The sequence below is a fragment of the Bacillus sp. DHT2 genome (genome assembly GCF_026241455.1).
Taxonomy (GTDB): domain Bacteria; phylum Bacillota; class Bacilli; order Bacillales; family Bacillaceae_G; genus Bacillus_A; species Bacillus_A pseudomycoides.
Map to the genome: position 1 here is coordinate 155,805 of NZ_JAPHWH010000004.1, position 22,908 is coordinate 178,712.

27 protein-coding genes and 1 pseudogene are annotated in these 22,908 nt (G+C 36.1%); 26 read left to right on the forward strand and 2 right to left on the reverse strand.

Annotation, left to right across the window (positions count from 1 at the left end; all coding sequences use genetic code 11):
• The first annotated feature begins 16 nt into the window (after window positions 1-16).
• The 6 genes from ORL93_RS12025 to ORL93_RS12050 all read left to right on the forward strand — a co-directional run bounded on the left by ORL93_RS12025 (window position 17) and on the right by ORL93_RS12050 (window position 4,564).
• Complete coding sequence (locus ORL93_RS12025) at window positions 17-619, forward strand: genetic competence negative regulator (RefSeq protein WP_006094247.1); 603 nt, start codon at window positions 17-19, stop codon at window positions 617-619.
• A gap of 259 nt (window positions 620-878) precedes the next feature.
• Window positions 879-2,162: an NAD-specific glutamate dehydrogenase gene (gudB, locus tag ORL93_RS12030; protein WP_003196304.1), complete on the forward strand. Its 1,284-nt coding sequence runs from the start codon at window positions 879-881 to the stop codon at window positions 2,160-2,162.
• A 98-nt stretch (window positions 2,163-2,260) separates the two neighbouring features.
• The gene (locus ORL93_RS12035; protein ID WP_033798763.1) at window positions 2,261-2,482 is read left to right on the forward strand and encodes a hypothetical protein; all 222 of its coding nucleotides are present in this window, start codon (window positions 2,261-2,263) and stop codon (window positions 2,480-2,482) included.
• 140 nt (window positions 2,483-2,622) lie between these two features.
• Entirely contained in the window at window positions 2,623-2,859 is a 237-nt protein-coding gene (locus ORL93_RS12040) for a DUF3961 domain-containing protein (protein ID WP_026008432.1), read from the forward strand.
• A gap of 78 nt (window positions 2,860-2,937) precedes the next feature.
• Complete coding sequence (locus ORL93_RS12045; RefSeq protein WP_003206547.1) at window positions 2,938-3,468, forward strand: peptidoglycan recognition protein family protein; 531 nt, start codon at window positions 2,938-2,940, stop codon at window positions 3,466-3,468.
• A 112-nt stretch (window positions 3,469-3,580) separates the two neighbouring features.
• The gene (locus ORL93_RS12050; protein WP_097794223.1) at window positions 3,581-4,564 is read left to right on the forward strand and encodes a YpdA family putative bacillithiol disulfide reductase; all 984 of its coding nucleotides are present in this window, start codon (window positions 3,581-3,583) and stop codon (window positions 4,562-4,564) included.
• Window positions 4,565-4,592: 28 nt separating this feature from the next.
• On the opposite strand, the gene ORL93_RS12055 is transcribed toward ORL93_RS12050, so the two are convergent.
• A complete protein-coding gene (locus ORL93_RS12055) occupies window positions 4,593-5,567 on the reverse strand; it encodes an asparaginase (protein WP_003196313.1) in 975 nt (324 codons plus the stop codon).
• 206 nt (window positions 5,568-5,773) lie between these two features.
• Between ORL93_RS12055 and ORL93_RS12060 the strand changes: the two genes are divergently transcribed.
• The 5 genes from ORL93_RS12060 (at window position 5,774) to ORL93_RS12080 (ending at window position 9,741) form a co-directional block, all read left to right on the forward strand.
• Complete coding sequence (locus tag ORL93_RS12060; protein WP_003196311.1) at window positions 5,774-5,947, forward strand: DUF5359 family protein; 174 nt, start codon at window positions 5,774-5,776, stop codon at window positions 5,945-5,947.
• A gap of 133 nt (window positions 5,948-6,080) precedes the next feature.
• Window positions 6,081-6,758: a (d)CMP kinase gene (gene cmk, locus ORL93_RS12065; RefSeq protein WP_097794222.1), complete on the forward strand. Its 678-nt coding sequence runs from the start codon at window positions 6,081-6,083 to the stop codon at window positions 6,756-6,758.
• Window positions 6,759-7,112: 354 nt separating this feature from the next.
• The gene (gene rpsA / locus ORL93_RS12070) at window positions 7,113-8,261 is read left to right on the forward strand and encodes a 30S ribosomal protein S1 (RefSeq protein WP_006094253.1); all 1,149 of its coding nucleotides are present in this window, start codon (window positions 7,113-7,115) and stop codon (window positions 8,259-8,261) included.
• A 12-nt stretch (window positions 8,262-8,273) separates the two neighbouring features.
• Complete coding sequence (fni, locus tag ORL93_RS12075; protein WP_098160385.1) at window positions 8,274-9,323, forward strand: type 2 isopentenyl-diphosphate Delta-isomerase; 1,050 nt, start codon at window positions 8,274-8,276, stop codon at window positions 9,321-9,323.
• 226 nt (window positions 9,324-9,549) lie between these two features.
• The gene (locus ORL93_RS12080) at window positions 9,550-9,741 is read left to right on the forward strand and encodes a response regulator transcription factor (RefSeq protein WP_080547189.1); all 192 of its coding nucleotides are present in this window, start codon (window positions 9,550-9,552) and stop codon (window positions 9,739-9,741) included.
• A 53-nt stretch (window positions 9,742-9,794) separates the two neighbouring features.
• Here ORL93_RS12080 and ORL93_RS12085 read toward each other — a convergent pair whose 3' ends face one another.
• Complete coding sequence (locus tag ORL93_RS12085) at window positions 9,795-9,929, reverse strand: YpzI family protein (RefSeq protein WP_003206535.1); 135 nt, start codon at window positions 9,927-9,929, stop codon at window positions 9,795-9,797.
• A gap of 118 nt (window positions 9,930-10,047) precedes the next feature.
• On the opposite strand from ORL93_RS12085, the pseudogene ORL93_RS12090 reads away from it, so the two are divergent.
• The 15 genes and pseudogenes from ORL93_RS12090 to ndk all read left to right on the forward strand — a co-directional run bounded on the left by ORL93_RS12090 (window position 10,048) and on the right by ndk (window position 22,652).
• Window positions 10,048-10,658 (forward strand): annotated as a pseudogene (locus tag ORL93_RS12090) (YphA family membrane protein).
• The gene (locus ORL93_RS12095) at window positions 10,651-11,544 is read left to right on the forward strand and encodes a YIEGIA family protein (RefSeq protein WP_003196321.1); all 894 of its coding nucleotides are present in this window, start codon (window positions 10,651-10,653) and stop codon (window positions 11,542-11,544) included. The pseudogene ORL93_RS12090 and the gene ORL93_RS12095 overlap by 8 nt, the downstream one beginning before the upstream one ends.
• Window positions 11,541-11,726, forward strand: coding sequence for a capping complex subunit for YIEGIA (locus tag ORL93_RS12100; RefSeq protein WP_016114087.1), 186 nt, complete (start codon window positions 11,541-11,543; stop codon window positions 11,724-11,726). The genes ORL93_RS12095 and ORL93_RS12100 overlap by 4 nt, the downstream gene beginning before the upstream one ends.
• A gap of 124 nt (window positions 11,727-11,850) precedes the next feature.
• On the forward strand, window positions 11,851-13,161 hold the full coding sequence (gene der / locus ORL93_RS12105; RefSeq protein WP_003206531.1) for a ribosome biogenesis GTPase Der: 1,311 nt from the start codon (window positions 11,851-11,853) through the stop codon (window positions 13,159-13,161).
• Window positions 13,162-13,179: 18 nt separating this feature from the next.
• Window positions 13,180-14,202, forward strand: a complete 1,023-nt coding sequence (locus ORL93_RS12110; RefSeq protein WP_006094267.1) for an NAD(P)H-dependent glycerol-3-phosphate dehydrogenase — start codon at window positions 13,180-13,182, stop codon at window positions 14,200-14,202.
• Between the two features lie 116 nt (window positions 14,203-14,318).
• Window positions 14,319-14,570 (forward strand): stage VI sporulation protein F, encoded by a 252-nt coding sequence (locus ORL93_RS12115; protein WP_018764271.1) that lies wholly within the window; start codon window positions 14,319-14,321, stop codon window positions 14,568-14,570.
• Window positions 14,571-15,135: 565 nt separating this feature from the next.
• Complete coding sequence (locus ORL93_RS12120; RefSeq protein ID WP_265959081.1) at window positions 15,136-15,339, forward strand: DUF2768 domain-containing protein; 204 nt, start codon at window positions 15,136-15,138, stop codon at window positions 15,337-15,339.
• A 109-nt stretch (window positions 15,340-15,448) separates the two neighbouring features.
• Entirely contained in the window at window positions 15,449-16,159 is a 711-nt protein-coding gene (locus ORL93_RS12125; protein WP_026008435.1) for a hypothetical protein, read from the forward strand.
• Between the two features lie 247 nt (window positions 16,160-16,406).
• Window positions 16,407-17,885: a stage IV sporulation protein A gene (gene spoIVA / locus ORL93_RS12130; RefSeq protein WP_016114091.1), complete on the forward strand. Its 1,479-nt coding sequence runs from the start codon at window positions 16,407-16,409 to the stop codon at window positions 17,883-17,885.
• 352 nt (window positions 17,886-18,237) lie between these two features.
• Window positions 18,238-18,510, forward strand: a complete 273-nt coding sequence (locus ORL93_RS12135; RefSeq protein ID WP_001043860.1) for an HU family DNA-binding protein — start codon at window positions 18,238-18,240, stop codon at window positions 18,508-18,510.
• A 122-nt stretch (window positions 18,511-18,632) separates the two neighbouring features.
• A complete protein-coding gene (gene folE, locus ORL93_RS12140; RefSeq protein ID WP_003206523.1) occupies window positions 18,633-19,202 on the forward strand; it encodes a GTP cyclohydrolase I FolE in 570 nt (189 codons plus the stop codon).
• A 383-nt stretch (window positions 19,203-19,585) separates the two neighbouring features.
• Window positions 19,586-20,341 carry a heptaprenyl diphosphate synthase component 1 gene (locus ORL93_RS12145; protein ID WP_098160386.1) on the forward strand — a complete coding sequence of 252 codons (756 nt, stop codon included), beginning with the start codon at window positions 19,586-19,588 and terminating at the stop codon, window positions 20,339-20,341.
• A 30-nt stretch (window positions 20,342-20,371) separates the two neighbouring features.
• A complete protein-coding gene (locus ORL93_RS12150) occupies window positions 20,372-21,085 on the forward strand; it encodes a demethylmenaquinone methyltransferase (RefSeq protein WP_265959082.1) in 714 nt (237 codons plus the stop codon).
• Between the two features lie 32 nt (window positions 21,086-21,117).
• A complete protein-coding gene (hepT, locus tag ORL93_RS12155) occupies window positions 21,118-22,080 on the forward strand; it encodes a heptaprenyl diphosphate synthase component II (RefSeq protein ID WP_265959083.1) in 963 nt (320 codons plus the stop codon).
• A 125-nt stretch (window positions 22,081-22,205) separates the two neighbouring features.
• Window positions 22,206-22,652: a nucleoside-diphosphate kinase gene (ndk, locus tag ORL93_RS12160; protein ID WP_003206516.1), complete on the forward strand. Its 447-nt coding sequence runs from the start codon at window positions 22,206-22,208 to the stop codon at window positions 22,650-22,652.
• Window positions 22,653-22,908 lie beyond the last annotated feature (256 nt).

Sequence of the window (22,908 nt, forward strand, 5' to 3'; positions counted from 1 at the left end):
GTAGGGAGGTTACAAGATGAGGCTGGAACGTTTAAATTATAATAAAATCAAAATTTTCCTAACGTTTGACGATTTATCTGAGCGAGGATTGACGAAGGAGGATTTATGGAAAAATGCTCCGAAAGTGCAACAGTTATTTCGCGATATGATGCAAGAAGCAAATAAAGAACTTGGATTTGAAGCGGATGGTCCAATTGCGGTTGAAGTTTTTTCTTTACAAGCACAAGGAATGGTTGTAATTGTCACAAAAGAAAATCACGAAACCGATACAGAAGATGAGTTTCGTGATGAGTTTATTGAGATGCAAGTAACTCTAGATGAGAGTGAACATATATTGTATGAATTTGCAACGTTTGAAGATGTGATTACGTTGGCAAATCGTTTGTATAATCTCGGTGTAACCGGAGGGAAACTCTACACATGGGATGGGCGTTTTTATCTTTGGATGGAAGAAGAAACACCATTATTAAAGGCAGATATTATTGCGATTTTAGCAGAATACGGTAATTCTTCTACAGCAACAATTTATCGTATTATGGAATATGGAAAAGAATTAATGGATTCTCAAGCAATTCAGCAAATATACAAGTATTTTGTCTTAAAACAAAACCTCAGCTAGTAGAAATAGCTTGAGGTTTTGTTAGTATTTTTCGATATTAGATAGACTAAAATACATTGTGATATAAAAAACATTTAAATATTTAAGTATTTTACTTTTCTAAAAGCGATAAAAGGACTATAATAATAGTGAAAACGCTTGCAATAAAGAATAGTTTGTATACATTTGTTAGCGTTTTCTATTGCATTCCAAATTTAACGGTGTATACTAGGCAATGAAGGTTTACTAAACAAGTGAAATTACAGGGGGTTTACTTACTATGGTAGCCGAAAAGGGAGCTCAAACACAAACACAACAAAGGGAGCAACATTTTGAATTGTTGAATTCAACACAAATTGTTATTAACGAAGCCCTAGAAAAGTTGGGTTATCCAAACGAGGTATATGAATTACTGAAAGAACCAATTCGTATGATGACAGTGAAAATTCCAGTTCGTATGGATGACGGGACTGTTAAAATATTTACAGGATATCGCGCACAGCACAATGATGCTGTTGGTCCAACGAAAGGTGGAATTCGCTTCCATCCAAATGTAACAGAAAACGAAGTGAAGGCACTTTCTATTTGGATGAGTTTAAAATGTGGTATTGTTGATTTACCATATGGTGGAGGTAAAGGTGGTATCATTTGTGATCCACGTGAAATGTCTTTCCGTGAATTAGAAAGATTAAGCCGTGGATATGTACGAGCAATTAGCCAAATTGTTGGTCCAACAAAAGATATTCCTGCTCCAGATGTATTTACAAACTCACAAATTATGGCATGGATGATGGATGAATATAGCCGCATCGATGAATTTAATTCGCCTGGATTTATTACAGGTAAACCGCTTGTATTAGGTGGATCTCATGGGCGTGAAACAGCAACTGCAAAAGGTGTAACAATCTGTATTCGCGAAGCTGCGAAAAAACGCGGTATCGATATTAAAGGCGCTCGCGTTGTTGTCCAAGGGTTTGGGAACGCTGGTAGCTTCTTAGCTAAATTTATGCATGATGCTGGTGCAAAAGTAATTGCGATTTCTGATGCTTACGGTGCACTACATGATCCAAATGGATTGGATATCGACTACTTACTAGATCGTCGTGACAGCTTCGGAACAGTAACGAAATTGTTCAACAATACAATTTCAAACAAAGAGCTATTAGAACTTGATTGTGATATTTTAGTTCCAGCTGCAATCGAGAACCAAATTACAGAAGAGAATGCTGCGGATATTAAAGCGAAAATTGTTGTAGAAGCAGCAAATGGTCCAACTACATTAGAAGCAACTAAAATTTTAACAGAACGCGGTATTTTACTTGTTCCTGATGTATTAGCAAGTGCTGGTGGTGTTACTGTATCTTACTTCGAATGGGTGCAAAATAACCAAGGTTACTACTGGTCAGAAGAAGAAGTAGAACAACGTTTAGAAAAAGTAATGGTAAGATCATTCGATTCTATTTACGAAACATCACAAGTTCGTAAAGTGAACATGCGTTTAGCAGCCTATATGGTTGGTGTACGTAAAATGGCAGAAGCTAGCCGCTTTAGAGGCTGGGTATAATAGAATAAAGAGTTTAGAGAGAACGTGGTTTCCTTCAAGGAAACCACGTTTTTTTATTGAAGTACATAATAAGGATCATAGAAAATGTGGAGATAAAATTGCAAACGAAGATTGATGTGAGTGAGCGAGTGGATGAATTGGAAAAGAGAATCGTATATTTAGAAGAAAGGTTAAAGAAAAGGAATTCTAGTGAAAGGGCGAGTGTACTGCAAATATTTGGAGAAGGAATTATGTCTTTGTTGTTTGGAGTATGTATTGTTGGGCCAGTGATAGCTATCGTCTGGGGAATTATAATATTACTTTTAAAGTGGTTCGGTTAAATAATTACTGTTAATAGGTGTAATATTGTTAAAAATGGATGATCGATTACAAAAAATAAAAAAGAACACTTGTTCCAATAGAACGTTTGTGCTATACTCTCTTTAGATAAACAAAACGGAAACAAGATAAGGAGAGATTAATAATGAAAATGACAGCAGACCAAAGATTTATGATGCCAACAGATGTTATGGAACGGGTAGAGGTTTTACGAAAAAAACATGTAAAACGTTCCTCTTTGTTACAATCCGTAAATAAATTTTTCGGTTTAGATACAAAAGAAGACTGTGTTTGGTTTTATGGGTTTTATGGAACGGCTGTAAGTATTTTATTATTTATGGTATTTACTTCGAATATTTTTGATTTTCTCTTTGTGTAAGAAATGTACTATATAGATATCGAGGTTGAATACATATATAAAGAAGAAAGGTAATTTTCTAGAGCGGAGTTGATAGACATGGTGATGTTCCCTATAGAGCGAAATTATATTGGGTACGGAAGCTCCCGACCAGGAATCCGCCTTTCGAAGGTGAGGTTCATTGTAAGCCATGATACGGGGAATCCTGGCAGCAATGCGATAGGAAATCGAGATTACTTTAACGAAATACAACCGAAAGCATCGGCGCATACCTTTGTAGATGATACAACCATTTTAGAAATTATCCCAATTGATGAGGTAGCGTATCATGTAAGATATAATGTACCAACAGACAATGATTTGTTTGGTTATGATGCGAACAAAGCAGCAATTGGTGTTGAAATGTGTTATGGAGGTAATGTTAACTTTTGGGATTCTTACACGAGGTTTACATGGTACCATGCTTATTTATGTCATACATTCAATTTAAATCCTAAAAAGGATATTGTATCTCATAAAACACTTGATCCTACGAGGAAGATTGATCCAGAAAATGTATTGGGACAACAAGGAATACGATTTAGACAATTTTTAGCGGACGTCTATCGAATGTACGTATCGTTTAGATGACAAATATATGAAAAATGAATACAATAAAGATAGGTGCCTACTGCTGAAAGTAGGTTTTTTCTTGTTTTGTAATAAATAGAGATTGAGGCAGAAGACTAGGAGTGAACCGAGTATGCAAAAAGAAACAGCTATTATAATCGGGGGCGGACCGTGTGGATTAGCAGCAGCGATTTCACTGCAGCAACAGGGAATCAATCCACTAGTAATTGAAAAAGGAAATATTGTGAATGCGATTTATCATTATCCGACTCATCAAACGTTTTTTTCCTCTAGTGAAAAGTTAGAGATTGGTGATGTTGCTTTTATTACAGAAAACCGCAAACCAGTTCGTAATCAAGCGCTTGCGTATTATCGTGAAGTGGTAAAGCGTAAAGGTGTGCGAGTAAATGCATTTGAACGCGTAGAACAAGTGCAAAAGGATGGGAACTTCTTTAGAGTAAGTACGATGAAGCGTGATGGAAATACGGAAACATACGCTGCGAAATATATCGTAGTGGCAACGGGATATTATGATAATCCAAACTATATGAACGTTCCTGGAGAAAAATTGGAGAAAGTATCTCATTATTTTAAAGAGGGACATCCTTATTTTGACAGAGATGTAGTTGTAATAGGAGGGAAAAATTCAAGTGTAGATGCTGCGCTAGAACTTGTAAAAGCTGGAGCACGTGTAACGGTGTTATATCGCGGGGGAGAATATTCGCAGAGTATTAAGCCGTGGATTTTACCTGAATTTGAAGCGTTAGTACGTAATGGTACGATTCAAATGCAGTTTCATGCTCACGTAAAAGAAATTACCGAACATACGCTTACGTATACAAGCAACGGAGAGTTATTTACAATTCAAAATGACTTTGTATTTGCGATGACGGGATACCACCCGGATCATAGTTTCCTAACAAAAATGGGAGTAGAAATTGATAAAGAAACAGGGCGTCCGATATTTACAGAAGAAACAATGGAAACGAATGTGGAGAATATCTTTATTGCGGGTGTTATTGCAGCTGGAAATAATGCGAATGAAATTTTTATTGAGAATGGAAGATTTCATGGTGGAGCAATTACACAAACAGTTGTATCAAGAGAACAAAAATAAGCTGTCGAATTTTTCGACAGCTTATTTTTTAATCGTGCATAAACATTTGTTGGATTTTATCTTGAGAATGAGTACATTCTAAAGCAACAAGTAGTTTAATACGAGCTTTTTGGGCATTTAAACCGTATGTGAAAACAATTCCCATATCTTTTAATTGTTTTCCTCCACCCTCATAGGAATATACGTCTTGGACAATTCCATTAAAGCAGCGAGAAACGAGAACAATTGGAATTCCTTTAATTATTAAGCGTTGTAAACTAGAAAGCGTTCGTGGTGGTAAATTACCTTGACCAAGTGCTTCGATTACAATCCCATCGACCGGTAGGTTTTCAATTGCTGCTAATAATGTATCATCCATACCAGCGTATGCCTTTAACACAACAACATTTTTAGAAATTTGCCCAATCATGTATGTTTCATGATTTACGAGAGCGTGATGGAAGACAACGCCGCGTTTTGTCACCATACCGATTGGTCCGTATTGAGGGCTTTGGAATGTTGCAACATTACTTGTATGTGTTTTTGTTACATTTGTTGCACAGTGAATTTCGTCGTTTAACACGACAAGAACACCTTTTCCAAGCGCTTCGCTGCTACTTGCAACCTTTACAGCTGATAAAAAGTTATATAAACCGTCAGCACCCAATTCATTGCTAGAGCGCATTGCACCTGTTACAACGATTGGAATGTTCGCTTGTACAGTTAAATCTAAAAAGTATGCAGTTTCCTCTAATGTATCTGTACCATGTGTAATGACAACGCCATGGATATCTTCATGTTTTACTCTTTCGTCAATGATGATTTGTAATTGTAACATCTCGCTAGGAGTCATATGAGGAGATGGAAGATGAAAGACATCTTCAACGATTAAATCAATATCATCCGCTAAATTTGGAATGAATTTTAAAAGAGGATTTTGTTCCCCTGGTTGTACAACCCCAGTTTCTTTATCTTCTTCCATTGCGATTGTTCCACCTGTGTGTAAAACTAGGATTTTTTTCAATGCTTATACCCCTTTCTAGTCAAAAAATACATTTAGAACATACCATGTTTTTACTAGATTCGACAATGGAAATGTATAAAAGTTTGTATTAGAAATGAAAATAAAGTTGACTACTTTATTTTGGAAATAATTGAAGGGAATGGATTCTTAATTTTTTTATCGTGAGTTGTTAGAATGAGTGAGAAAAATGAAAAGAGGATATTTCTTTGAAAAAAATTGAGGGAGCTTTAATTCGTATATTATTGATTCAATTTATTTGTCTCTGCATTATTCAATTGCTTTTCATGCAAGAATCCACAGTGAAATATTTATCAAAAATCGTTTATTATGAAGGAGTTACAAGTGAAAATATAACTGATATTTTACAAGTCAATAAGTAGTTTTCATTTTCTTCTAGTAAGGATTGTGCTACAATAATTGAGGGTTTAATCGGTATGAAACAAGCGTAGAGAAGCAGGGGATTTGTACCTGCTTTTCATTTTGTTTTATAAGTGAAAAAAATGAGGTGTTACAGTGGATAAACGAATTTCAATTGCGATAGATGGTCCAGCAGCTGCTGGAAAAAGCACAGTTGCAAAGGTTGTTGCGAAAGAACTTTCTTATGTCTATATTGACACAGGTGCAATGTATCGTACGCTTACATACGCTGCTCTGGAACAAAATGTAGATATTGAAAATGAAGAAAGTTTAATGGAAGTTTTAAAAAATGTGAATATTGATTTTCAGCAAGGTGAAAATACACAACTAGTTTTCTTAAACGGCAAGGATGTATCTGAAGCGATTCGTACACCGAATGTAACAAATCGCGTATCAATTGTTGCCAAGCATCGTCTTGTTCGCGAAGAGATGGTGCGCCGCCAACAAGCTCTAGCAGAAAAGGGCGGGGTGGTAATGGATGGTCGTGATATTGGTACGCATGTGCTACCTAATGCGGAAGTGAAGATTTTTATGCTTGCTTCTGTTCAAGAGAGAGCGGAGCGTAGACACCTTGAAAATACGAAGAAAGGCTTCGCTTCTAGTTTGGAGCAATTGAAAAAAGAAATTGCCAAGCGTGATAAATTAGATTCAGAGCGCGAAGTTTCTCCGTTAAAAAAAGCGGATGATGCATTGGAGTTAGACACAACTTCTTTATCAATTGAAGAAGTTGTCCAAAAAATCATGGATATTGTTTCTGGAGCGTTTGCAAAATAAAGAAAGAGGGAATCCTCTTTCTTTTTTTATTTTAAAAATATTAGTATAACAGAGAATAGTGAAACACTTTCCTTGACAAATAAGTCAATTTGTAAGAAGTTAGTAAAAGAAGAGAAACTGTCAGAATATATTCGCTATTATATTTTAAAACATACTTTATTCAAGGAGATTTTGCTGTATACTATTTATATAGGCTTCTATATCTTCTATGAAGTGTATAGCAAAAAATAGGTTGTTGTATGTATTGGAAGCGAGTATATGCTAAAAATTTCTTATAACATGCAAATGAAAACATTTGTTTTCATTTCGTATATACATAAAAAAGCTTTGTCAATTCTGTAGGGAGGTATTTCCATGGTAGAAAAAATGAATGAAGAAGTTGTGGATTCAAAAGCATTACAAGTGGGTGACGTTGTTACAGGTTCTGTAACAAAGGTTGAAGAAAAACAAGTTCTTGTAAATGTTGGATACAAAACAGATGGCGTTATTCCGATTAGTGAATTAGCTAACGTTCATATTGAAAAAGCGAGCGATGTTGTAAAATTAGATCAAAATCTTGAATTAAAAGTTATTAAATTAGAAGATGATGATCTTGTATTATCGAAACGTGCTGTTGATGCAGAAAAAGCATGGGTAGAGTTGCAAGAAAAATTCACTTCAGGTGAAGTTTTTGATGTTACTGTAAAAGATATTGTGAATGGTGGTTTAGTTGTGGATCTTGGTGTCCGTGGATTTATTCCAGCTTCACTTGTAGAAATGCACTATGTAGAAGATTTTACTGATTATAAAGGAAAAACATTAGCGGTGAAAATTGTTGAATTAGATCGTGAAAAAAATCGTGTTATTCTTTCACATAAAGCAGTTGTAGAACAGGAATTAGAATCAAAGAAAAAAGAAGCGATTTCTTCTTTAAAAGAAGGAGACGTTGTGGAAGGTACAGTTCAACGATTAACTGACTTTGGTGCTTTTGTGAATGTTGGTAATGTAGATGGTTTAGTACACATTTCACAAATTTCTCATGACCGCGTTGAACAGCCTTCTGATGTGTTAACACAAGGACAAAGTGTAAAAGTCAAAGTATTATCGGTTGATGCAGATACGCAGCGTATTTCTTTATCGATTAAAGCGGCTCAGCCAGGACCTTGGGAAAACGTTTCTGCTGAAGTTAAAGCGGGTGATATTCGAGAAGGTATAGTGAAACGAATTGTTACATTTGGTGCTTTCGTTGAAATTTTACCAGGTGTAGAAGGACTTGTGCATGTATCGCAAATTGCAAATCGTCACGTGAAAAATCCAAATGAAGTATTAGAAATGGGACAAGAAGTGAAAGTGAAAGTACTTGAAGTACATGCAGCAGAAAAACGTATTTCTTTAAGTATAAAAGAAGCTGTTGAAGAAAATAATGAAACAGAAGATTATAGCCAATATGAGCCGACTTCTGAGTCTGCAACTTTCCAATTTAGTGATATTATTGGTGAACAACTGAAAAAATTAAAGAAATAAAGAGGGGTACAAGTGGTAAGGGCAAAACGAAAATTAGAACATATTGAATACGCTCTTTCCACCGGACAGTCTCGTATACATGGCTTTCATGACATTGCTTTTGTCCATCAAAGCTTGCCAAATTCAAGTTATGAAAGCATTACATTTGAAACGGAAATCGGCGAACTTTCATTAAGTTCGCCGATTTTTATCAATGCGATGACTGGTGGTGGTGGAGATCACACATTACATATTAATGAACAGTTAGCACACGTGGCTAAGCAGCATAACCTTGCGATGGCTGTCGGTTCTCAAATGGCTGCGTTAAAAGATGAAAAAGAAGCATCTTCTTATCGAATTGTTCGAAAGGTAAATCCAAATGGAATCGTTTTTGCAAATTTGGGTAGTGAAGCGAGCGTTGAACAGGCAAAACGAGCGGTTGATATGATTGAAGCGAATGCTTTGCAAATTCATTTGAATGTCATTCAAGAACTAACGATGCCAGAAGGTGATCGGGATTTTACAGGCGTATTAGAGCGGATTGAACAAATTGTTACAAGTTCTCCGGTTCCAGTTATAGTAAAAGAAGTAGGTTTTGGTATGAGTAAAGAAACGGTACAGCAGCTAACTGATGTTGGTGTTACGGCTGTAGATGTTGGTGGATATGGTGGCACAAATTTTGCTGCAGTTGAAAATGAGCGAAGGAAGCGAATGCTTTCTTATTTTAATGATTGGGGCATTCAGACGGTAGCTTCAATCATAGAAGCATCCTCTACAAATAAAAACCTCTCTCTTATTGCATCTGGCGGTATACAAACTGCGCTTGATGTAGCAAAAGCAATTGCATTAGGGGCACGGGCGACTGCTTTTGCTGGGTATTTTTTACGTATATTGATGAATGATGGTGCCCAGAAATTAATGGATGAAATAGAACTTTTACATACGGATTTACAATTTATAATGACGGCTCTTGGAGCGAGAACACTCTCTGAGCTTCAGCGAGTGCCGCTTATTGTGAAGGGTGACACGTATCATTGGTTATCGCAACGTGGGATTGATACGACGTGCTATAGCAATAGGTAATGTTTTTTAAGTTTTTTTGCAGGTTATTTATAAATCAGAATAAGATAAGAATAAAAAATCAACCGAAAGAATCAACCGTTCGGTTGATTTTTTTTATGTACCCGCCTCGTACAATGAAGAGGAAAGGGGAAGATGAAATGAATAAGATTATTGAAGTGGATAAAGTAACGAAGTGCTATGAAACTTTTAAAGCACTATCTTTAAAAGTGAAGAAGTAACAAATACAGTGCTAAGTCAGAGAGAATTAGAGGTGTTAATTGTTCTAGCTACTGGAGCGACAAATAAAGAGATTGGTAAGAAACTCTTTATTTCAATTTCAACGGTTAAAACACACATTATTAATATATATACTAAGCTCCAAGTTTCTAATCGTGTAGAAGCAATAAAGAAAGCGTTGGAGCATGGATTAATAACATAATGTATTGTGGGAAAATGAAAAAACAGCCGATGTCGGCTGTTTTTTCATTTTGTTTAATGCTGATTTTGCTTGCGAGCTTGCTCTGGTGTATCAAGCCCAGTTGCTCCAGGATATTGCAGCGATTGGTCGCGGTCAGACTCGACACGGCGCGATTGTTTTAGTTTCTTTTCTTGGCGGTCTTTTCCCATCGTTATCTACACCTCCTTAATAGAAAGTGTTGCTGTTATAAGAAAAACTATGCAAAAAGAAGAAAAGGATTAGTTTTCATAAAAAGTTCCCATAATGGAAATGATAGGAGGAGAAAATATGGATGGAAGTTATTTTTATTTTTTAGCGTGGGTGGGCTGGGTTGTTACAACGTTTTTTTTGAAAAAAGATGAAATTCGTTGGAAAGTTAGTGCTGCTATATTAATATTTATTATTTGTTCACAGATAACGGTATCTATTGCTTCTTTCACTGTATCAATAAACGCTCTTATACTCGGTATTATTTCCTTTTTGGGGATTGCTCTATATTCTGTGTGGAAAAAAATGTATGCCTTATTGTCGGCACTTATCATTGCTATGCTATATACAAGCTTTCATTTATTAGAGGTGTATGATCCGATTTGGATTGTTATTAATCGAATTTTTATGTTAAGCGGTACTCTTGTATATGCATCAATTGTATTACATCGAGATCGTTTATTGCGTCTATGTTCTTTATATGCCGGAGCACTACAAGGAGAAATATTGGTAACATTTATTTTTCGCAGGCTTCATTTTCCATACGAATTTGGTGGTTTGACATTCTTTGATATCATTGCTGTTTCTACACTACTGGTTATGATGATGTCTTATATCGCAAAATTATCGGCGTATAGAGGACAATTTAGAAAAAAACATGTAAAAGAAAGGCAAGGGTAATACATGACTGAATATACACCAGCCATTTTATGTGGCGTCATTGCTGGAACAGTAACGCGAATTTTGATGCTTCGTACAGATACGAGGCAGTATCCGACACGTTTACATGGAAAAATCATTCACATTGCTATGGGATTAATTGCAGCAGCTTTAGGAGCAATTGCTATACCATCCATTTTGAAGAAGGATTTTTCAGCGATTACTTTCTTAACATTAGCTGCGTCTCAATTTCGAGATGTTCGAAATATGGAAAGGAATACACTGCAGCAATTAGATGGGTATGAGCTTGTGCCGCGTGGAAACACATATATTGAGGGGATAGCTCTTGTATTTGAAAGTCGCAACTATTTAGCGATGTTAACAGCATTTGTGACAACATTTACATATATAGGGTTTCATTCGTGGATAGCTGGTGTAGTTGCTGGCACAGCAGGATTCTTTATTGCCAAAATATTGATGTCTGGTAAAAGGTTACGTGATCTTGTAGACATTGAGCATGTCCCTCTCCGCTTTGAGGGAGCAGGACTATATATTGATAATATTTATATTATGAATATTGGATTGCCCGCAAGGCAAGAAGAAATTATGAAGTATGGAATGGGCTTTATTTTAAAGCCTAAGTCCATTGACGCAAGAATAACAATTTCCAATCTTGGACAACGACAAGCAATCTTACATGATGTATCGGTTGCATTAGGCATATTTAGAGATTCTGGAACCCCGGCGTTAGTCCCCTTAGCTAAGCGCGATTTAGAAGATGGAAGAGTAGGGGTATTTGTACTCCCGCAAGATCAAGATGTAAAAAAAGCGATTGCAGTAATAGGGAATGTGCCAACATTAGAAAGCGCGGTTCATATGTCATCAGAGGCCCCAAAAGGAAGGGGAGATATACGATGATGTTAGAAAGCTATATTCTTGCTGTAATTACAACGACGCCAGAAAAGTTTGCTGGGGGGGCACCTTTATTTACTTGTGACTCAAAAGAAGAAATGGAATTTGTAGCAAATAATTTAGAAGCGATTTTAGACGGTATCGCACACCGCTTACAAGAGAATGTATATATTATTGTGAAACATTAGTAACGTGTGCTATAATATGAGATGTTTTGATACGATGAGAAATATTCTGGAATGCAAATCCCTTCTTGCACAAAGAAGGGTTTTTTACATAATAAACAGAAGCAAGTTGAAAGGATGAAATTATATGCCGAAACCAGTAGTGGCAATAGTAGGACGCCCGAACGTAGGGAAATCTACTATTTTCAATAGAATTGTTGGAGAGAGAGTTTCAATTGTAGAAGATATCCCAGGCGTAACGCGAGATCGTATTTATAGTGCGGGAGAATGGTTAAATCATGAATTTAACATTATTGATACAGGTGGAATTGATATTGGAGACGAGCCGTTTTTGACACAAATTCGTCAACAAGCAGAAGTTGCGATTGATGAAGCGGATGTTATCATTTTTATGACAAATGGCCGTGATGGTGTAACAGCTGCAGATGAAGAAGTAGCAAAGATTTTATATCGTTCTAAAAAGCCGGTTGTACTAGCGGTGAATAAGGTTGATAATCCAGAGATGCGTAATGATATTTATGATTTCTATGCATTAGGATTTGGTGAGCCATTCCCAATTTCAGGTACACACGGATTAGGTTTAGGTGATTTATTAGACGAAGCAGCAAAGCATTTCCCTAAGATTGAAGAAGAGGCATATGATGACGAAACAATTCGTTTCTCATTAATTGGGCGTCCAAATGTAGGGAAATCATCACTTGTAAATGCATTGCTTGGTCAAGAGCGTGTAATTGTAAGTAACGTAGCAGGAACGACCCGTGATGCTGTTGATACACCATATAGTAAAGATGGTCAAGATTACGTTATTATTGATACAGCGGGGATGCGTAAAAAAGGGAAAGTATACGAGAGTACTGAAAAGTATAGTGTACTTCGTGCATTGAGAGCGATTGAACGATCTGACGTTGTTTTAGTCGTTTTAGATGGTGAAGAAGGAATTATTGAACAAGATAAAAAAATTGCTGGTTATGCACATGACTCAGGAAGAGCAGTAATTATTGTTGTGAATAAATGGGATGCAGTTAAAAAAGATGAAAAGACAATGAAAGCATTTGAAGAAAATATCCGTGCGCATTTCCAATTCTTGGATTATGCACCGATTGTATTCTTATCTGCGAAAACGAAAAAACGTACACAGACATTATTACCAGTTATTAATGAAGTTAATGAAAGTCATAGTATTCGTGTACAAACAAACGTATTAAACGACGTGATTATGGATGCTGTTGCAATGAATCCAACACCAACGCATAATGGACAACGTTTGAAAATCTTCTACGCAACGCAAGTCGCGGTGAAACCACCAACATTTGTTGTATTTGTAAATGATCCAGAATTAATGCACTTTTCATATGAGCGCTTCTTAAAGAATCGTTTGCGTGAGTCGTTTGGCTTCGTAGGAACGCCAATTCGAATTATTTCTAGAGCAAGAGACTAATGGAGAGGATGTGATTTTATGAAAAAAATCACAGTAGTAGGAGCAGGTAGCTGGGGTACAGCGTTAGCGATGGTATTAGCTGACAATGGTCATGATGTACGTATTTGGGGAAATCGTTCGGAGCTCATGGATGAAATCAATATGAAACATGAGAACAGCCGGTATCTCCCAGGAATTACATTGCCAAGCACAATCGTAGCCTACTCTTCTTTAGAAGAGGCATTAGTAGATGTAGATACAGTACTTTTAGTCGTGCCAACGAAAGCGTATCGAGAAGTATTGAAAAATATGAAAGATATTGTTTCACAGCCAATTACTTGGATTCATGCAAGTAAAGGGATTGAACCGGGAACTTCAAAACGTATTTCAGAAATGATTGAAGAAGAAATTCCAGCGCATCTTATTCGAGATGTTGTTGTCCTATCAGGACCAAGCCATGCGGAAGAGGTAGGGCTTCGTCAAGCGACAACTGTTACTTCAGCTGCTAAACGTATGGAAGCAGCTGAAGAAGTACAAGACTTGTTTATGAATAGTTATTTCCGAGTATATACGAATCCTGATATTGTCGGAGTAGAGCTCGGTGGGGCATTAAAAAATATTATTGCACTAGCCGCGGGTATAACGGATGGCCTTGGATTAGGTGATAATGCAAAAGCAGCTCTTATGACACGTGGTTTAACGGAAATCGCTCGTTTAGGAAGAAAGATGGGTGGTAACCCGTTAACATTTGCTGGTTTAACGGGAATGGGTGACTTGATTGTAACTTGTACAAGTGTCCATAGCCGAAATTGGCGTGCGGGAAATATGCTTGGAAAAGGATATTCATTAGAAGAAGTATTAGATAGTATGGGTATGGTAGTTGAAGGTGTACGAACAACGAAAGCTGCATATGAGATGGCTGAGAAAATGAAAGTTGAAATGCCAATTACGGCAGCCTTATATGATGTACTATTCAATGGAAATAATGTGAAAGATGCAGTAGGGTCATTGATGGGGCGTGTTCGTAAACATGAAGTTGAAGCGATACCTGATTTATTGTAAATAAAAGCTGTATGCGTGAAAAAAGCACGTATACAGCTTTTTATTTTTCTGGGTTTTTTCACCATTTATTTCTTTTTGCATACGATGGATTGTAACTTGAAGAGAGGGTGAAGAAAATGGATAATAACATTTTCAATAATATTGAAAAAGAAGCGAAAGTAAATAAAGACGATATTTTTAAATTAGCATCATCTGTACAAAATGCAAATTTACGCGATGAGAAAATACTACGCCAATTAATCCATCAGGTCGCAGTAATGGCAGGGCGAGAGGTACCAAAAGAGCAAGAAGATCAAATTGTAAAAGCGATTATTAATAATAATATGCCAACAGACTTTAGCTCGTTAAGTAAAATGTTTAAAAAATAAAGCATGAGAAACAAAGGGTTCGAGGATTGCATACGATAGCTATGAAGAAATGGGATTGGAGCTGTTTGTGGGCGTATTTGGTCAACCGAAGCGAGGATGATACATTCGCTTCGGTTTTATTTTTGTTTTTTTATTTACATTTATCCATTTTGATTTTCCAATATATAATTCGCCATTATGAAGAACGAAAGGTGACCTACACTCATTTTATTTATTTGTTTTCACTTGGCATGGACAGGAAGAGGGGCGGACCGCTTCTATGCATGGTCGGATGCTCTCTTCCGCCAGAAAAGAAACGCTTTCTGCCGTTTTTTCAATTTGTACGTATACATAAATATTCTCCAACATATAAGTCTCAGCTGTGAAAATAAAAGGGAGTCTCCACCCGCTTTCTCCTTTTGTTTTTACTTGGCATGGGGCAGAAAAAGGATCTAACCGCTTCTATGTATGGTCGGATGCTCTTTACCAGCTAAAAAGAATGGTCATATATTATTTTTCTATTTGTCTAAAATTTTTAATTTGTTAAAATAGTATAAAAATAGATTAATAATTAAGGGGTGTGTATATGTCTGAAGGACTTATAAAAATGTGGTTTTCTTTAGGAGCAATGGGATTCATGTTTATTGCAGTAGCTTTTATTTTATTAAGTAGGCATAAAATAAAGAATAAAATTTTGAAAGGTATTACAGCGCTGGTTGCTTATATACTTATGGTTGTATCTGGGATTGTTATTTTCCTCGTTGTATTTAGTGGGCCAGTCGAACAATAAGAATGAATAATCGCCACTCTTTGTTTTCAAATAGATTGTGGAGAGGTAGGTGGAAATGAATAAACAAGATTTAATAGATGTGAGCGAGAAAATAAAGGATGGATTGTCTGTGAAAAAAAACTATATTATTTTAATATTTTGTTGTATAAGCCTTTTGTCAGGATGTATGTATCCTAGAGAAAATATGAAACAGAATGCTGTCCCTTATGAAGATCAGCTGCAAGCTGTACAAAAGGCAGTCAATACATATAAGGAACAAAATAATGGTTTATTGCCAATTAAAACGCGTGATATGAGCACACCAATTTATCAAAAATATCCAATTGATTTTCAAAAAATTGCACCACGTTATATACAAGAAGCACCTGGAAATGCATATGAAAGTGGTGGTGTATATCAATATGTATTAGTAGATGTAGAAACAAATCCAACGGTAAAATTAATCGATGTAAGAATGGCAGAACAAATTCGGGATGTTAAGTTGAAATTGCAAATGTATCGTGATGAACATCAATATCCTCCTTTTAAAAAGGTTATTGCAGATGGTGTTTATGAGCTAGATTTCAAAAAGATGGGATATAAAGATGTGCCTCAAGTGACAAGTCCATATTCTGGAAAAGGATTACCGCTTGTAATTAATGAAAAAGGGGAAATTTTTGTTGATTATCGAATGGATTTATATGAAATGTTACAAAAAAACGGAGAAAAGTTGAAAGAGGGGGAAGATATTCGTAATATGCTTTTAAAAGATACACCATTTGTGCCCGCATACTCTTTACCGTATACAGTAAGAAACGGAGAACCAATTTTTTTTAAATGATAAGTCATGAACCTTTCTTCTAGCGAATAAGTTCTAGAAGAAAGGTTTTTTCATGTATTACAACTTATGATGCAAACAAAAAGTTTTTTTTAAATAGTCATATGAATTTAGGACAAAATCATATGATATATTGTCCACACTTCTAGAATATTTTTATGTTGTTTCATATGATAGGAGACATCAGTGAAGGATATTGTATGTGAATACAAATTGGATTATTCCCAAAAATTTTGAGGGAGGGAATCACTTGGAAAAGGTCGATATTTTTAAAGATATTGCCGAGCGCACAGGCGGTGATATTTATTTAGGGGTTGTAGGAGCTGTTCGAACAGGAAAATCAACGTTTATTAAAAAATTTATGGAGCTTGTTGTTATTCCAAATATCGAAAATGATTCAGATCGTCAGCGAGCACAAGATGAATTACCTCAAAGTGCTGCTGGACGTACAATTATGACAACAGAACCGAAATTTGTTCCAAACCAAGCGGTTTCCATCCATGTTGATGACGGTCTTGAAGTAAATATTCGATTAGTAGATTGTGTTGGTTATACGGTTCCTGGAGCGAAAGGGTATGAGGATGAGAATGGCCCACGCATGATTAATACACCTTGGTATGAAGAACCCATCCCGTTTCATGAGGCTGCTGAAATTGGAACGCGTAAGGTGATTCAAGAACATTCTACTATTGGGGTTGTCATTACAACTGATGGAACGATTGGAGAAATTCCAAGACGAGATTATATAGAAGCAGAAGAACGTGTTATCAATGAGTTAAAAGAAGTGGGTAAACCGTTTATCATGATTATTAATACAGTACAGCCGTATCATCCAGATACAGAACAGTTACGTCAAAGTTTATCAGAGGAGCATGATATTCCTGTATTAGCAATGAGTGTGGAGAGTTTAAGAGAAACAGATGTTTACAATGTACTTCGTGAAGCTTTATTTGAATTCCCTGTTTTGGAAGTGAATGTGAATCTACCAAGCTGGGTTATGGTATTAAATGAGGGACATTGGTTACGTCAAAGTTATCAAGAAGCTGTTCAAGAGACAGTTAAAGATATAAAAAGGCTTCGTGATGTAGATCGTGTTGTTTGGCAATTTAGTCAATATGAGTTTATTGATCGAGCGAGTTTAGCTGGGATTGATATGGGGCAAGGTGTTGCAGAGATTGATTTATATGCACCAGATGAATTGTACGATCAAATATTAAAAGAAGTTGTAGGTGTAGAAATTAGAGGGAAAGATCATTTATTAAAGCTTATGCTTGATTTTTCTCATGCAAAAACGGAGTATGATCAAGTTTCAGAGGCTTTAAGAATGGTCAAACAAACAGGATATGGCGTAGCTGCGCCGGCCTTAGCTGATATGAGCCTAGATGAGCCAGAAATTATTCGTCATGGATCGCGATTCGGTGTGAAATTAAAGGCGGTTGCACCGTCTATTCATATGATTAAAGTTGATGTTGAATCTACATTTGAGCCAATTATTGGTACTGAAAAGCAAAGTGAAGAGCTTGTCCGCTACTTAATGCAAGATTTTGAGGATGATCCGCTTTCTATATGGAATTCTGATATCTTTGGACGCTCGCTTAGTTCAATTGTTCGAGAAGGAATTCAAGCAAAATTGTCTTTAATGCCTGAAAATGCTCGTTACAAATTAAAAGAAACGCTAGAAAGAATTATTAACGAAGGATCTGGCGGATTGATTGCCATTATTTTATAAGGACCCCCCTGCGAGCAGGGGGTTTTTGCTTTTTTATCCCGCTATTTGCAGGCTGTAAGACTCCAGTCTCAAGATTCAGAGAAAAGTGAGGAAGGTAGGTGGAGAGGAGAAAAGAAATAGTCATTATCTAATATTTTGTAGCATATTGTCAAGTTTCATCGTTTTTTCACATTTTCGAGGTAACAATTTCTTTAAAAATATTGAATTATACAGGAGAATCGTATAATATAGGCGTTGATAATGATTTATCTACATCTTTGTAGTATAGAATTTGTAAAAATTGCCTACAAATGAAAGTAAGACTCATTTTATGATCATTATACAGTCTTATCTTTGGGAGGAGGTGAATGGCATGAACAAGACAGATTTAATCAATGCTGTTGCAGAAGCAAGTTCCCTTTCTAAAAAGGACGCAACAAAAGCAGTTGACGCTGTTTTTGATTCTATCTTAGAAGCTTTAAAACAAGGTGATAAAGTACAATTGATCGGATTCGGTAACTTCGAAGTTCGTGAGCGTGCGGCTCGTAAAGGACGCAACCCACAAACTGGTGAGGAAATTGAAATCGCTGCAAGTAAAGTACCTGCATTCAAACCTGGTAAAGCGTTAAAAGATGCGGTTAAATAATCCTTACATATTAACAGGGAAGAAGAGTTTCCTTTTTGGAAACTCTTCTTTTTGCTTTTAAAATCATAAATATGCTAGAATGTGTTCGTATCACTTTTAGGTTTTTCGGGAGGGTTAAGCGGATGGCAAAAGTTAACTTAGAACAAATCGAGCAAGCAGTGCGTCTTATTCTAGAGGCAATTGGAGACGATCCAAATCGTGAGGGAGTACTTGATACACCGAAACGTGTTGCGAAAATGTATGCAGAAGTATTTTCAGGTATGCATGAAGATCCAAAGGAGCATTTGCATAAAGTGTTTGGAGAAGAGCACGAGGAGCTTGTATTAGTAAAAGATATTCCATTTTATTCGATGTGTGAGCACCATCTTGTTCCGTTTTACGGAGTTGCTCATGTTGCATATATTCCACGTGGTGGAAAAGTAACAGGTCTAAGTAAATTAGCTCGTACTGTAGATACAATTGCACGTCGCCCACAACTTCAAGAACGTATTACGTCAACAGTGGCTAATTCTATTATGGAAGTGCTAGAACCACATGGTGTTATGGTAGTTGTTGAAGCGGAGCATATGTGTATGACAATGCGCGGTGTGAAAAAGCCTGGTGCAAAAACGGTAACTACAGCAGTGCGCGGTGTGTTAGAAAATGATGCAGCGGCACGTAGCGAAATTTTGTCTTTTATTAAGGCAAAGTAAAGGAAAGCGGGAAACTGCTTTTCTTTTTTATTTATATTATTTTACTTTTGATTCCGGTTGTTTGTAGGAAATACTGTCTGTATCCAACAAAACTAGGTGGGGATTACTGCCTGTGAAATCTAAATTCTTATAATGAGCAAGGAGAAATGAGAATTCCATTTTAATTTGTGTTTATGGAGTGAGAGATATAGTCTTTAAAAAATTACATATATTTTGATAGCTGTCCATAAACTTATAGGTGAATGAGTTTTTGCTTTTTATGCGTATTGTATGAATAGAAATCTAACATATAGTTTATCTTGATTCCCCAAGTTTTGGTTATAGAAAATAGAATGTATGTGTTATAATAGGTTTTATGAATTAGAAAACAAGGGTGATTTTTTGTGTGTGACATCTACGGAGGGTATGCGGATATAAAGGAGCAGTTGCTATCAAAACTGCGCCATCCTTATTTTATAAACTATATTGAAGAACCATTTATTGATGAAGAAAAGGTAGTGCTTTTATACGCTGCTTTAAAAAATGCAAATTTACATAAAGAACAAATTGATCACTATGTTTTAACGATTATGCTTGTACAAATCGCTCTTGATACACATGAAAAAGTATCAAACAAAGCAGATGAAGAAACAAGTGGATTTCATAAGCGTCGTCAGCTTACAGTACTTGCAGGTGATTACTTTAGTGGACTGTATTATTATTTACTTTCAATGAATTGTGATATTGTATTAATTCGTGCACTTGCCGAAGGGATTAAAGAAATTAATGAACATAAAATTATGTTATATCAGAGGGCATATGAAACAGTTGATGAAGTAGTCAAAAGTGTTATGACAATCGAATCGGCACTTTTACAAAAAACATGTGATCATTTTCATTTATCACATTGGAAACCGTTTATAGCGTATATGCTAGGGAATAAGCGTCTTCAAAAAGAGTATCAATTGCATGCTAAAAGAAAAACTGCACCTGTTTTTCAAGCGGTTCAAGCAACTCTATCAAATGATGATGACAGAAATGTGGAAGCGGTCTTTACAGAGTGGTTGAAAAAAATGGATGAACAAGAAAAATCATTTCTTCAAAGCCATAAAGAAATTGATGAGATAGTTTCCGCTTTAAAAGATAAATTGAAAACATAAGCAATTTTATATTGGAAGAAGGGTAAGCGCATGCAACAATCAAAAGAAGAAAGAGTACATGACGTATTTGAAAAAATCTCTGATAAATACGATGTAATGAATTCAGTTATAAGTTTTCAAAGGCATAAAGCATGGCGAAAAGAAACGATGCAAATTATGGATGTACAACCTGGAAGTAAGGCGTTAGATGTGTGTTGTGGGACTGCTGATTGGACAATTGCACTTGCTAATGCTGTTGGTCCAAACGGAGAGGTACATGGTTTAGACTTCAGTGAAAATATGCTATCTGTCGGTAAAGAAAAGGTAAAGGCATTAGGATTGACGCAAGTGGGGCTTCTGCATGGAAATGCAATGGAACTTCCATTTGAAGATAATACATTTGACTATGTAACAATTGGGTTTGGATTACGTAATGTTCCTAATTATATGCATGTATTAAAAGAAATGACGCGAGTAGTAAAGCCAGGCGGGAAAGTGATTTGTTTAGAAACATCTCAACCAACGATGATTGGTTTTCGCCAGATGTATATTTTGTATTTCAAATACATTATGCCTTTGTTTGGCAAAATGTTTGCAAAAAGCTATAAGGAATATTCATGGCTTCAGGAGTCTGCTAGCACATTCCCAGGGATGAAAGAATTAGCGAAGATGTTTGAATCGGCAGGACTTGAGCATGTGCAAGTGAAACCATTTACTTTTGGTGTAGCAGCTATGCACTTAGGATTAAAACCGAAATTAAAATAGAAAAAAGACGTTTTTAGGTTAAGGTGAACAATATGAAGTTACAACTTATGTACTCTTTTTTACGATCGGATATTGATGTAATAGAAAAAGAATTAAAAAAGGTTGTTGCCTCAGAGCAACAACTAATAGAAGATGCGGCATTACAGCTTATCGAAGCTGGTGGTAAACGAATTCGTCCTGTATTTGTGCTACTTGCGGGGAAATTCGGAGACTACAAGTTAGATGCAATTAAACATGTTGCAGTTGCTCTAGAGCTCATCCATATGGCTTCGCTTGTTCATGATGATGTAATTGACGCAGCGCTCTTACGAAGAAGTAGTGCAACTGTAAATGCAAAATGGGGAGATCGTATTGCGATGTATACGGGAGATTATTTGTTTGCAAAGTCTCTAGAGTGCATTACGAATTTAGAAGTTCCAGAAGCTCACCAGGCATTATCGTATACAATTTTGGAAGTGTGTAAGGGTGAAATCGAACAAATTAAGGATAAGTATGATTATAATCAAAATTTAAGAACGTATTTACGACGGATTAAGAGAAAAACAGCATTGTTGATTGCGGCTAGTTGTCAGTTGGGAGCTATTGCTTCTGGGGCAAGTGGTGATACTGTAAATCGTTTGTTTTGGTATGGTTATTTTGTTGGAATGTCGTATCAAATTATTGATGATATTTTAGATTTTGTTTCAACAGAAGAAAAATTAGGAAAACCTGCTGGTGGAGATTTATTGCAAGGAAATGTCACACTTCCAGCTTTGTATGCAATGGAAGATCCAAAGCTTCGTGCAAAAATTGTATCCGTACATGAAAATACAACTGCAAGTGAGATGAAAGAAATTATTCACGATATTAAAACAAGTCCAGCAATTGATCGGGCATTTGCATTTAGTGAACGTTATTTACATAAAGCATTAGAGGTAATAAAACCTTTGCCACGTGGACAGGCAAAATATGCGTTGCAAAATGTTGCAAAGTATATTGGAAAACGAAAATTTTAATGACTTTCTTTTACAAATAAAAAAATCTCTCTATTTCAAAACTATTGCACAATTGTGATAAGGGTGTTAATATGTGTGTGGGGATATACAATTACATACATAATTCAGAAGTGGAGAGATTTTTTATGGAAAAAACATTTCTAATGGTAAAACCAGACGGCGTACAACGTGCCTTCATTGGGGAAATTGTAGCTCGCTTTGAGAAAAAGGGCTTTCAATTAGTTGGTGCGAAATTAATGCAAGTTACTCCAGAAATTGCAGGAAAACATTACGCTGAGCACACAGAAAAACCTTTCTTTGGTGAATTAGTAGATTTCATTACATCTGGTCCTGTTTTTGCAATGGTATGGCAAGGGGAAGGTGTAGTAGATACTGCTCGTAATATGATGGGTAAAACAAGACCTCATGAAGCGGCACTAGGTACAATTCGTGGCGATTTTGGTGTAACAGTTGCGAAAAATATTATCCATGGTTCTGATTCTCTAGAAAGTGCAGAACGTGAGATTGGTATTTTCTTTAAAGAAGAAGAATTAGTAGACTACTCAAAATTAATGAATCAATGGATTTACTAATTATTTTAAAATAATTTGTAAACGCTTTAATTACTGTGGTAATAGTGAAAAGTGCAAGGAGAGTGTAAATACTCTTCTTGCACTTTTTTAGTTTCAAATAGTTACGAAGTAAGGCCCGGTATGATATATTGATACATAAAGTAAAACCTCTATGAAGGAAGAATAACTTTTGAACAAGACATAAAATCTTTCTTTTTAGGTGGAAGAGAGCATCCGCTCATGCGTAGAAGCGGTCAGCCCCTCTTTGTGCTCCATG

Bases quoted from the DNA above. Each gene is read 5' to 3' on its own strand.
- gudB (WP_003196304.1), top strand. From the start codon at position 879: ATGGTAGCCGAAAAGGGAGCTCAAACACAAACACAACAAAGGGAGCAA.
- ORL93_RS12095 (WP_003196321.1), top strand. From the start codon at position 10,651: ATGACTGAATATACACCAGCCATTTTATGTGGCGTCATTGCTGGAACA.
- ORL93_RS12045 (WP_003206547.1), top strand. From the start codon at position 2,938: ATGGTGATGTTCCCTATAGAGCGAAATTATATTGGGTACGGAAGCTCC.
- hepT (WP_265959083.1), top strand. From the start codon at position 21,118: ATGAAGTTACAACTTATGTACTCTTTTTTACGATCGGATATTGATGTA.
- ndk (WP_003206516.1), top strand. From the start codon at position 22,206: ATGGAAAAAACATTTCTAATGGTAAAACCAGACGGCGTACAACGTGCC.
- folE (WP_003206523.1), top strand. From the start codon at position 18,633: ATGGCAAAAGTTAACTTAGAACAAATCGAGCAAGCAGTGCGTCTTATT.
- ORL93_RS12050 (WP_097794223.1), top strand. From the start codon at position 3,581: ATGCAAAAAGAAACAGCTATTATAATCGGGGGCGGACCGTGTGGATTA.
- rpsA (WP_006094253.1), top strand. From the start codon at position 7,113: ATGGTAGAAAAAATGAATGAAGAAGTTGTGGATTCAAAAGCATTACAA.
- ORL93_RS12025 (WP_006094247.1), top strand. From the start codon at position 17: ATGAGGCTGGAACGTTTAAATTATAATAAAATCAAAATTTTCCTAACG.
- ORL93_RS12100 (WP_016114087.1), top strand. From the start codon at position 11,541: ATGATGTTAGAAAGCTATATTCTTGCTGTAATTACAACGACGCCAGAA.
- ORL93_RS12150 (WP_265959082.1), top strand. From the start codon at position 20,372: ATGCAACAATCAAAAGAAGAAAGAGTACATGACGTATTTGAAAAAATC.
- ORL93_RS12135 (WP_001043860.1), top strand. From the start codon at position 18,238: ATGAACAAGACAGATTTAATCAATGCTGTTGCAGAAGCAAGTTCCCTT.
- ORL93_RS12120 (WP_265959081.1), top strand. From the start codon at position 15,136: ATGTCTGAAGGACTTATAAAAATGTGGTTTTCTTTAGGAGCAATGGGA.
- der (WP_003206531.1), top strand. From the start codon at position 11,851: ATGCCGAAACCAGTAGTGGCAATAGTAGGACGCCCGAACGTAGGGAAA.
- ORL93_RS12115 (WP_018764271.1), top strand. From the start codon at position 14,319: ATGGATAATAACATTTTCAATAATATTGAAAAAGAAGCGAAAGTAAAT.
- ORL93_RS12110 (WP_006094267.1), top strand. From the start codon at position 13,180: ATGAAAAAAATCACAGTAGTAGGAGCAGGTAGCTGGGGTACAGCGTTA.
- ORL93_RS12085 (WP_003206535.1), bottom strand. From the start codon at position 9,929: ATGGGAAAAGACCGCCAAGAAAAGAAACTAAAACAATCGCGCCGTGTC.